Origin of the sequence: Flavobacterium ichthyis, from assembly GCF_009915155.1 — a bacterium.
Lineage (GTDB): Bacteria > Bacteroidota > Bacteroidia > Flavobacteriales > Flavobacteriaceae > Flavobacterium > Flavobacterium ichthyis.
The window spans coordinates 190,450-199,448 of the sequence record NZ_JAABLM010000006.1 but is presented as its reverse complement, the minus strand read 5'-3'; the positions used below and the strand labels follow the sequence as shown (position 1 = coordinate 199,448).

Below are 8,999 nucleotides of genomic sequence, written 5' to 3'. Positions count from 1 at the left end.
AACTACATAACCTATTATAACAACGATAGAATAAAGTCGAATTTAAACAAAATGAGCCCGATAAAATATCGAGCTCACCATTATCAAATTTAATTGTAAATTTGTCTAAACTTTTGGGTGCAGTCTATATGCTTCGGAATTTTTGATTTAGTCTTTTCTGTATTTTTTGGTTTCTTCAAAAACGTGTTCTAAAATCTTCGCTTCTTTTTCGTCGAACTCCATATTACGTCGCGACATCACGATTTTAGCGGTTTCAAAGGCTTTCTTGGTGATGTAAGTGGTGAAGCCGGAAGCGCCACCCCATGAGAAACTTGGTACAAAATTACGAGGAAATCCTGCTCCAAAAATATTGGCGGAAACCCCCACAACAGTTCCGGTGTTGAACATGGTGTTGATACCACATTTAGAATGATCACCCATCATAAGTCCGCAGAATTGCAGACCGGTTTTGGCAAAATTTTCGGTTTCGTAGCTCCACAATTTTACTTCTTCGTAATTATTTTTGAGGTTAGAATTGTTACTATCAGCTCCTATATTACACCATTCTCCCAAAACAGAATTTCCTAAAAATCCGTCATGACCTTTATTAGAATACGCAAAAAGCACGGAATTGTTGACTTCGCCGCCAATTCTGGAATGTGGTCCAACCGTTGTCGCTCCATACACTTTTGTCGCGAGTTTCACTTGAGCACTTTCGCACAAGGCAAAAGGCCCGCGAATGACAGAACCTTCCATGATTTCGGCATTTTTCCCGATGTAAATGGGTCCGGTTGAGGCATTAAGGGTTACAAATTCGAGCTTTGCTCCTTCTTCAATAAAAATATTTTCTGGTGAAATTACGTTGACAGTTTTGGGGATAGGTTGTGATTTTCTGTCTTCGGTTAAAAGTTCAAAATCTTCTCTAATTGCGGCATCATTTTTTTGAAAAATGTCCCAAGTGTGTTCAATAGTGAGGCAATCGTCATTATATTCTATAATTTCGTAATCGTCAAAATTCACTTCTTCTTGAGATTCTTCGGAATAAAAAGCAATGACTTCTTCTCCTTTAAATATTGCCTGATTTTTTTCGAGTGATTTTACCATTTCAGCTAAAACTTCATTGGGTAAAAAAGAAGCGTTAATCATTACGTTTTCCTCCATTTCTACCATGGGAAATTTTTCAGAAAGGTATTCTTCGGTTACAGTTGTAGTGGTGTAACCCAAATATTTTTCCCATTTTTCGCGAATAGTTAAAATGCCCACGCGAATATCGGCAACAGGACGTGTGAATGTGAAAGGTAGCAAGGCGTTTCTTACGGTTCCGTCGAAAAGAATGTAATTCATTTTTGTTTTTGTTTGAAAGGTAAAGTTACAAAGTTTCACATAAAAAAAAACTTTGGACAAAAAAAAAGCCTTTCTTAATTGAAAGGCTTTGTATGGCTTAAAACAGCTATTATTTCTTAGCGTGTTTTGCGTATTTAGTTTTGAACTTGTCGATACGTCCTGCAGTATCAATCAATTTAGATTTACCTGTGTAAAAAGGGTGAGAAGTTCTTGAGATCTCCATTTTTACAACTGGATATTCAACACCTTCGTGAACGATTGTTTCTTTAGTATCTGCTGTAGATTTAGTGATAAAAACGTCATCGTTAGACATGTCTTTAAAAGCAACTAATCTGTAATTTTCTGGGTGAATTCCTTTTTTCATCTTAATTTGATTTTTATTTTTTGCTAACGCGAATCTTGATGCTTTCGGTATTTTTGAAAGGTATCAACCCGACGATAACTTTTTGTTTTTAAACTTTTTACTATTTTGAGAGTGCAAATGTACACATATTTTTCTAACTACAAATATTTATTTTACTTTTTTATAGCATAGATGCCACGGATTTTTATGATACCATAACGGCAATATTAGTATATTTGTAGATTATTTTTTTATAAAAATCAAAAAACACAAAACATGGAAAAACAATCGATGAAAAGCTTGATTTTAAATTATGGTATCATGCTTGGTGTGATTAGCATAATGATTTCGGTAATTGGCTACATTACCTCTGATAATTATTTTGAACAAAATTCAATTGTGCAGATTATAGGTACGCTGTTGCTAATTGTTTTTATCGTAATCCCTATCAGAATTTTTAAAAAAAATAATAATGGTTTTCTTGAATTAGGACAAGCTATAAAAATCAGTTTGGGAGTTTCGGCTATTTCGGCTATACTTTCGGCGGTTTATATTTGGGTTTTCTCAAATTATATTGAACCTGATTTTTTAAATATGTTAATTGAATACCAAAAAGCTGAAGCCATTAAAGCTAACCCAACAATGTCTGCAGAACAATTAAACCAAGGTATTGAAGCGGCTAGAAACTTTATGATGCCGATGACTTATGTGATGATTATTGCTGTAACGTTATTCGTTGGTTTTTTAACCGGATTAATTACCGGACTTGTATTGAAAAAATCCCGCCCACAAGCTTACTAATTAAATGAATTTATCCATTGTAATCCCGCTTCTCAACGAAGAAGAATCTATAAACGAACTGCAACTTTGGATTCAAAAAGTCATGGTTGCCCATCAATTTTCCTACGAAGTAATATTTATTGACGACGGAAGTACTGATAGTTCTTGGCAAATTATCCAATCGCTTGCGGAAAAAAATACTGCTGTGAAAGGCATCCGTTTTCTTCAAAATTACGGAAAATCACAGGCTTTGCATGCTGGTTTTGCCAAAGCACAAGGTGACGTTATTATTACAATGGATGCCGATCTACAGGATAGTCCGGATGAAATCCCGGAATTGTACGCTATGATTATGGATCAAAAATATGACTTGGTTTCGGGTTGGAAGAAAAAGCGATACGATTCGGTTGTTTCAAAAAATCTACCGTCAAAATTGTTTAATTGGGCCGCGAGAAAAACATCTGGCGTGAAGCTGAATGATTTCAATTGTGGACTTAAAGCGTACAAAAATATTGTCGTAAAAAATATTGAAGTTTCGGGCGAAATGCACCGTTACATTCCGGTTTTGGCAAAAAATGCTGGTTTTGGTAAAATTGGCGAAAAAGTGGTAACCCATCAAGCCCGAAAATATGGCACGACAAAATTTGGGATGGAGCGTTTCATTAACGGATTTCTCGATTTAATCACCATCTGGTTCTTGTCGCGTTTCGGAAAAAGACCGATGCATTTATTTGGAGCACTTGGCGTTTTGATGTTTTTGATTGGATTTTTGTCTGCAGGTTACATCGGATTCATGAAATTGTACCGCCTTTACGACAAACAGGACACTATTTTAATAACTGACAATCCTTGGTTTTACATCGCTTTAACCACGATGATTATTGGAACACAACTTTTCCTTGCCGGATTTCTGGGCGAAATTATTTTGCGAACCAAAAACAATGAGGAACGGTATAAAATTTCGAATGAATTAAATCTATGATCAAAAATATTCGCCATCTTTTAAACCCAAATACACGCCAAAATCATGAAGTTAGAAATTATTCAACAACAAATTATTGAGTTAAGGGGACAAAAAGTAATGCTCGATTTTCATTTAGCCGAGTCGTATGAAATTGAAACTAAAGTTCTCAAGCAAGCTGTACAACGAAACAAAGATTATTTTCCAATCGATTTTATGTTTGAACTCAGCAAAGAAGAATTTGAAAGTTTGAGGTCACAAATTGTGACCTCAAAAAGAGGTGGCTTACGCTATGCCTTTTGCTTTTACAGAACAAGGCGTTGCAATGCTTTCGAGCGTTTTAAATGCTGACAAAGCCATCGCCATAAACATTGCCATCATGTGAACAATTGTTTCATTAAGACAATTTACGCTGAATTATAAAGAACTAAATGAAAAAGTAACCGAAATTGAAAAACAGTTTCCTGATATTAATAAAATTTTAAATTATTTGATGCAAGGATACTGGTTCAAACAGAGAAAGAAATAAAATAGGATTTAAAAAATAAAAAAATGCATATCGATCAACATATTTTAGACCAAGTAAATATTTGGCTTTCGCCAACATTTGACGCTACAACCCAATCAGAAATCAAATCTTTGATGACCTCATCTCCTAACGAACTAAAAGAATGTTTTTATAAAAATTTAGAATTTGGAACTGGCGGAATGAGAGGTATCATGGGAGTTGGCACTAACCGAATCAACAAATATACGTTAGGAAAAAACACACAAGGTCTTTCTAATTATTTAAAAAAATCATTCCCGAACGAACAAATAAAAGTAGCCATTGCCTATGATTGTCGCCACAACAGTGACACGCTTGCCAAAGTGGTTGCCAATGTTTTTTCTGCTAACGGAATCAAAGTTTTTTTGTTTGAAGAACTAAGACCAACACCTGAACTTTCTTTTGCTTTAAAATATTTAAAATGTCACGCCGGAATTGTATTAACCGCATCACACAATCCACCGGAATATAACGGATACAAAGTATATTGGCAAGATGGCGGACAATTAGTTCCGCCGCAAGATGGCGAAATCATTAAAGAAATTGAAGCGTTGGAATACAGCGAAATTCAGTTTTATGCCAATGAAAATTTGATTGAATATATAGGTAAAGAAATTGACGAAGCGTTTTTTCAATCAACCATCGAAAATGCCAGTTTTAACACTTCGGCGGAAGCCAAAAAAAATCTCAAAATAGTGTACACCTCTCTCCACGGAACTTCTATAAAAGCGATTCCTCCGGTATTGGAAAAAGCAGGTTATACGGATGTCAATATTGTTTTGGAACAAGCCGTCCCAGACGGAAATTTTCCAACCGTAAAATCACCAAATCCTGAAGAACCTGAAGCTTTAACGATGGCATTGGAATTGGCAGAAAAAAACAATGCTGATATTGTGGTAGGAACCGATCCTGATTCTGATCGTTTGGGGGTTGCCGTAAGAGACAATGACGGAAAAATGATTTTGCTAAATGGTAACCAAACCATGGTAATTATGACCGCATTTTTGCTGGAACAATGGAAACGAAGCGGAAAAATTACCGGCAACGAATTTATTGGCTCCACAATTGTTTCTACGCCAATGATGATGGAATTGGCCACAGCTTACGGTGTAGAATGTAAAGTGGGATTGACCGGATTTAAGTGGATTGCCAAAATGATTAAAGATTTCCCGAACCAAAAATTTATTGGCGGTGGTGAAGAAAGTTTTGGGTTTATGGTTGGCGATGCGGTTCGCGATAAAGATGCCGTTGGCGCCACTTTATTAATCTGCGAAATTGCGGCTCAAGCAAAAGCTGCCGGAAGTTCGATTTATCAAGAGCTGTTAAACTTGTACGTAGATTATGGTTTTTACAAAGAATATCTAATTTCATTAACCAAAAAAGGAATTGAAGGTGCTGCCGAAATTCAGGCGATGATGATTCAAATGCGTGATAATCCCTTGACAGAAATTAACGGACAACGAGTGTTAATGGTAGAAGATTACAACAGTTCTACAGCTAAAAATCTATTTACAGGAGAAGTAGAAATGTTAAACATTCCTAAATCCAACGTATTGATTTACTATTTGGAAGATGGTACAAAAATCTGCGCAAGACCAAGCGGAACCGAGCCTAAGATTAAATTTTATTTCAGTGTGAACGAACCTTTGGACGATGTAGCAAACGCTCAGGAAGTGGAAGCTTCCCTTGATCAAAAAATTAAAAATATTGTAGCAGAAATGCAGTTGAATTAAATGGACGCAAACCTAAAAAAATTATTCCCCTTTACATCAAAGTACAAAAAAGACATTGTACTCAACATTGTCTATAATATTTTTTACGCCTTGTTTTCAACGCTTTTGATGGTTTCGATGATTCCAACACTGAATGTTATTTTTGGCGAATCAGAAGCAATTAGAGTGGCTCCCACATACAATGGTTTTGAAAATATAAAGCAATTTGTCTCGGATTATTTTAATTTTAGAATTACACAAATCACCGAAAACAACGGAATTGAAACGACTATTTTATTTGTGATTTCTATCATAATTGTAACGGCGTTGCTCAAAAATCTTTTCAACTATTTGGCTTCTTACCACATTACAAGATTGCGAAATGGCGTTTTAACAGATTTGCGTGAAAAAATGTACCAAACCATCATCAATCTTCCGGTTTCTTATTACTCCGAAAAAAGAAAAGGTGATGTGATGGCGAGAATGTTGGGCGATGTAAACGAAGTAAAAAACTCATTTTTTCAAGTTTTAGAACTTGTTTTTAGAGAACCATTGATGATTATTTTTTCAATCGTTACAATGTTTCTCATTAGTGTGAAATTAACTTTGTTCGTATTTGCCTTCATCCCTATTTCTGGCTTTATTATTTCAAGAATCGGAAAAAATTTAAAGGCAAAATCCACTTTGGCACAAGAAGAAAACGGGGTACAAATTTCAATTTTAGATGAAACTTTAAGCGGTTTGAAAGTAGTAAAAAGTTTCAATGCAGAAAATTCTTTTACAGCAAAATTCAATCATTCGCTTCGCAAATTGTTCCGTCTTTCAAACAGCATCGGAAACAAAAATAACCTAGCAAGCCCGATGAGCGAATTTTTAGGGATTGTGACAATTGCATCAATTTTATGGTATGGCGGACAACTCGTTATTGTGGACAAAACTTTATCACCGGTAGTTTTCATTTCCTACATTGCGTTGGCCTACACCATTTTAACTCCTGCAAAAGCGATTTCAAAAGCATCATATCAAGTAAAAATGGGATTGGCGGCAGCCGAAAGAGTTTTTTCGATAATGGAACAAAAAAACGAAATTGTAGATAAACTCGATGCTGTTGAAAAATTAAGTTTTGACGAAAAAATTTCATTAGAAAATATTACTTTTAAATACGAAGAGGAAAATGTGTTGAAGCAGTTTTCACTCCAAATTCCGAAGGGAAAAACCGTGGCTCTTGTCGGGCAATCTGGTTCAGGAAAAAGTACGATTGCAAATTTGCTTACCCGATTTTATGATGTACAAACCGGAAAAATTTTAATTGACGGTATCGATATTAAATATTTGAAAATGAAGTCGTTACGTGATTTAATGGGACTGGTAACACAAGATTCTATATTATTTAACGATTCCATTCGCAATAATATCAAATTAGGAAAACCTGACGCCACTGATGCAGAAATTATGGACGCCTTGAAAATTGCCAACGCTTTGGAATTTGTAGAAAATTTACCAAACGGAATCGACACTAACGTTGGTGATAGCGGTAACAAACTATCTGGTGGACAAAAGCAACGTTTGAGCATTGCCAGAGCGGTTTTAAAAAATCCTCCGATCATGATTTTGGACGAAGCCACTTCGGCTCTTGATACCGAAAGCGAAAAATTAGTACAAATTGCTTTAGAAAACATGATGCAAAACCGAACTTCGATTGTTATTGCTCACAGACTTTCGACCATTCAAAAAGCTGATGTAATTGTGGTGATGCAAAAAGGCGAAATCGTAGAAATGGGAAGCCACAACGAACTCATCAACAAAGACGGAATGTACAAACGATTAGTAAACATGCAATCTTTTGAATAAAAATGTACCGCGAAAATCCAAATATCAACCTTCCGGAAGACCCAAATACCGTAGTTTGGAAATATTTAGATTTGTCAAAATTTTTAGATTTATTGCTTTCGCAAAAGCTATTCATGTCGCGTTCAGACAAGTTTGAAGACCAATACGAAGGCACATTCAGCGAACCGACTTTTGAAGAAATTAAAAAAATTGCCGAAAACAATCCCGATTTTTTAGACACGTACAAATCGCAGCGCAAAAACGTCGTTATAAGCAGTTGGCACATTAATGAGTACGAATCTTTTGCAATGTGGCAAATTTTTACTCAAAACAGCGAAGGTTTGGCGATTCAATCAACCATTGGGAAAATCAAGGAATCTTTGCATCGGGAAAATCAATTTGAGCAACACATTGGTGAAGTCAATTACATCGACTACAAAAAAGAATATATCCCGTTTAACGACGATTTTTTCCCATTTTTGTTTAAACGAAAAAGTTTTCAGTACGAACGTGAAGTGCGAATTATTTCAAATCTTTCCAAACACAACCTTAATATAAACGAAGGCGTAAAAATAGACGTGGACATCAATCAATTAATCGAACGCATTTACATTCACCCAAAATCAGAAAACTGGTACAAAAACCTGGTGATTCAGCTTGTAAAACAATTAGGGTTTGACTTCCCAATAGAAAAATCTGATTTAGAGAGTGATATTTTGATATAAAAAAACCTGAAGCCAAAACTTCAGGTTATTCTTTATCCTTCAATTGGGTTGTATTCTTGTGCTTCCCAATCTGATGCACTCAGATCTACAAAAAAGTAATGGACTTTGTCATTTTTGTCAAAAGCACCATTTTTGTTAATATCTTCGATGGCTCTAAAATACAAACGGTTTTTGGCTTCCACCACATTCCAGTCAATTAACTCCTGCAAATCTGCTGAAATTTTCTGAAAATTTTCGCCATTAATTTCGCTTAAATATAAACTTTTAATATCGTTTGCATCTAATTTTGCATCGCGGTTCGTATCAGAGTCAACCAATGAATAGACCAAAATCTGTTTTTTTAGTGTTGTCAATGTATTTAAAAAAGTCACCGTTTGAATCTGTACATTTTTATCGGTCAACGGTTTTAAATTGGTCGAATCAATGTGTTGAAATTTTAAATTTTCGAAGTAACCTGTCAATTCAAATCTATTATAGTTAGAAATGGCATAACTTACAGAGTTAGTATTGCTCGAGCCGTAACCACGTGAACCACCTTCGTAGATTCTTACATCGCCAATGGCGTGAATTAAATATTTGGTACCTTCCATATGAATGGGAAGATCGGCAATTTTAATTTGGGAAGAATCTGGTTTTGCAGGTTTACGATCTGTTTTTTCGGCATCGTAAATTACCTTTGGTTTTTCCTGTTTTTCTTCACAAGAAACGAAAAAGGTTACCAGTAAAATAGCGAGACAAATTTTTCTCATTTTATGATTTGTTTAAGCAGTTCAAATAT

Annotated in this window: 10 protein-coding genes; 7 read left to right on the top strand and 3 right to left on the bottom strand. The window is 35.3% G+C overall.

Going from position 1 to position 8,999, the window contains the following annotated elements:
* Positions 1-6: 6 nt before the first annotated feature.
* On the top strand, positions 7-93 hold the full coding sequence (locus GV828_RS13300) for an IS3 family transposase (RefSeq protein ID WP_394350645.1): 87 nt from the start codon (positions 7-9) through the stop codon (positions 91-93).
* Between the two features lie 54 nt (positions 94-147).
* Here the strand turns inward: GV828_RS13300 and GV828_RS06780 are convergent, their stop codons facing one another.
* Positions 148-1,323 carry a GlmU family protein gene (locus GV828_RS06780; protein ID WP_166536726.1) on the bottom strand — a complete coding sequence of 392 codons (1,176 nt, stop codon included), beginning with the start codon at positions 1,321-1,323 and terminating at the stop codon, positions 148-150.
* 109 nt (positions 1,324-1,432) lie between these two features.
* Positions 1,433-1,687 carry a type B 50S ribosomal protein L31 gene (locus tag GV828_RS06775; RefSeq protein WP_166536725.1) on the bottom strand — a complete coding sequence of 85 codons (255 nt, stop codon included), beginning with the start codon at positions 1,685-1,687 and terminating at the stop codon, positions 1,433-1,435.
* Positions 1,688-1,942: 255 nt separating this feature from the next.
* Here GV828_RS06775 and GV828_RS06770 point away from each other — a divergent pair, with 255 nt between their 5' ends.
* The 6 genes from GV828_RS06770 to GV828_RS06745 all read left to right on the top strand — a co-directional run bounded on the left by GV828_RS06770 (position 1,943) and on the right by GV828_RS06745 (position 8,221).
* The gene (locus GV828_RS06770) at positions 1,943-2,467 is read left to right on the top strand and encodes a DUF4199 domain-containing protein (protein WP_166536724.1); all 525 of its coding nucleotides are present in this window, start codon (positions 1,943-1,945) and stop codon (positions 2,465-2,467) included.
* Between the two features lie 4 nt (positions 2,468-2,471).
* Complete coding sequence (locus GV828_RS06765) at positions 2,472-3,428, top strand: glycosyltransferase family 2 protein (protein ID WP_166536723.1); 957 nt, start codon at positions 2,472-2,474, stop codon at positions 3,426-3,428.
* 45 nt (positions 3,429-3,473) lie between these two features.
* Positions 3,474-3,758: an ORF6N domain-containing protein gene (locus tag GV828_RS06760; RefSeq protein ID WP_208103149.1), complete on the top strand. Its 285-nt coding sequence runs from the start codon at positions 3,474-3,476 to the stop codon at positions 3,756-3,758.
* A gap of 201 nt (positions 3,759-3,959) precedes the next feature.
* Positions 3,960-5,687, top strand: a complete 1,728-nt coding sequence (locus GV828_RS06755) for a phospho-sugar mutase (protein ID WP_166536722.1) — start codon at positions 3,960-3,962, stop codon at positions 5,685-5,687.
* Positions 5,688-7,517, top strand: coding sequence for an ABC transporter ATP-binding protein (locus GV828_RS06750; RefSeq protein ID WP_166536721.1), 1,830 nt, complete (start codon positions 5,688-5,690; stop codon positions 7,515-7,517).
* Positions 7,518-7,519: 2 nt separating this feature from the next.
* Positions 7,520-8,221: a DUF2971 domain-containing protein gene (locus GV828_RS06745; protein ID WP_166536720.1), complete on the top strand. Its 702-nt coding sequence runs from the start codon at positions 7,520-7,522 to the stop codon at positions 8,219-8,221.
* A 32-nt stretch (positions 8,222-8,253) separates the two neighbouring features.
* Here the strand turns inward: GV828_RS06745 and GV828_RS06740 are convergent, their stop codons facing one another.
* Positions 8,254-8,970 carry a hypothetical protein gene (locus GV828_RS06740; RefSeq protein WP_166536719.1) on the bottom strand — a complete coding sequence of 239 codons (717 nt, stop codon included), beginning with the start codon at positions 8,968-8,970 and terminating at the stop codon, positions 8,254-8,256.
* Positions 8,971-8,999 lie beyond the last annotated feature (29 nt).

What these genes read in the sequence shown, in the direction of transcription:
- GV828_RS06745 (WP_166536720.1), top strand. Translation starts at nt 7,520, where the DNA reads ATGTACCGCGAAAATCCAAATATCAACCTTCCGGAAGACCCAAATACC.
- GV828_RS06755 (WP_166536722.1), top strand. Translation starts at nt 3,960, where the DNA reads ATGCATATCGATCAACATATTTTAGACCAAGTAAATATTTGGCTTTCG.
- GV828_RS06750 (WP_166536721.1), top strand. Translation starts at nt 5,688, where the DNA reads ATGGACGCAAACCTAAAAAAATTATTCCCCTTTACATCAAAGTACAAA.
- GV828_RS06770 (WP_166536724.1), top strand. Translation starts at nt 1,943, where the DNA reads ATGGAAAAACAATCGATGAAAAGCTTGATTTTAAATTATGGTATCATG.
- GV828_RS06775 (WP_166536725.1), bottom strand. Translation starts at nt 1,687, where the DNA reads ATGAAAAAAGGAATTCACCCAGAAAATTACAGATTAGTTGCTTTTAAA.
- GV828_RS06765 (WP_166536723.1), top strand. Translation starts at nt 2,472, where the DNA reads ATGAATTTATCCATTGTAATCCCGCTTCTCAACGAAGAAGAATCTATA.
- GV828_RS06740 (WP_166536719.1), bottom strand. Translation starts at nt 8,970, where the DNA reads ATGAGAAAAATTTGTCTCGCTATTTTACTGGTAACCTTTTTCGTTTCT.
- GV828_RS06780 (WP_166536726.1), bottom strand. Translation starts at nt 1,323, where the DNA reads ATGAATTACATTCTTTTCGACGGAACCGTAAGAAACGCCTTGCTACCT.
- GV828_RS06760 (WP_208103149.1), top strand. Translation starts at nt 3,474, where the DNA reads ATGAAGTTAGAAATTATTCAACAACAAATTATTGAGTTAAGGGGACAA.